The 671-nt window shown below is 45.7% G+C and carries 3 protein-coding genes; all 3 read right to left on the reverse strand.

Annotated features, from left to right (window positions below; all coding sequences use genetic code 11):
* The coding region (locus B853_RS25915) for a hypothetical protein (protein ID WP_143700803.1) at positions 1 to 188 on the reverse strand (188 nt) is incomplete at its 3' end.
* A gap of 83 nt (positions 189 to 271) precedes the next feature.
* Positions 272 to 472 carry a hypothetical protein gene (locus B853_RS15980; protein ID WP_128826938.1) on the reverse strand — a complete coding sequence of 67 codons (201 nt, stop codon included), beginning with the start codon at positions 470 to 472 and terminating at the stop codon, positions 272 to 274.
* Between the two features lie 13 nt (positions 473 to 485).
* Positions 486 to 671: hypothetical protein (locus tag B853_RS26225; RefSeq protein ID WP_211285377.1), on the reverse strand; the 186-nt coding region annotated here is incomplete at its 5' end.

The following is a 671-nucleotide window of genomic DNA, read 5'->3' on the forward strand; positions in this document are numbered from 1 at the left end:
GGATTAAATGCACGCYTATCCCTGACAAGACCTAGACCCGCTAAGGTGATTCTTGAAATGTGGTACTTAAATTCATCGAGGAACACCGCTACAGGTCTGTTTTCGCCCTGAGTTCTGTCACGACTTGCCGCGATCTGGAAGATTCTTTGCACAAGCATTTTCTGAACGATTTTTGTCTGTTCATTCATGCTCGAACCTACGATATACACACAACCGCCAGACTCGAAAATCTCCCGCAAATCAAAGCCCCCCAAGGCATTAACGCTATTTACTAGGCGATTTCCTCCAATGAAGTCATAAAGCCGGCTGCACCATCTTTGAACTGTTCAGCCAGTGGGGATTGAAACATTGATCGGAATGTCTGAGGCCCGTTGTTGATTTCCCCTGCAAAGACTCTTGAAGCTCTACGGTCATTGCCTTTGTGAAAGTCTGCATCTGACCCCGTTTTCTCAAGCCCAAACCCTGCTGTCATAAGCTCTTCAAGCTCATATTGAGTGATACCGGTCTAACATATCGATTTGATACTCATTCGAGCGCAAGTCAAACAGGTAGAAAGGCTTGTCATCTTCACAGGATTTTTTCAACACATGTCTACACCATTCATCATCTTTCGGATCGAGTACGAATACAGCCTCATCAACCAATCGACTGAGCAAGCAATCTGAGCGCAC

Source organism: Vibrio rotiferianus CAIM 577 = LMG 21460, from assembly GCF_002741985.1.
Taxonomy (GTDB): Bacteria; Pseudomonadota; Gammaproteobacteria; order Enterobacterales; family Vibrionaceae; genus Vibrio; species Vibrio rotiferianus.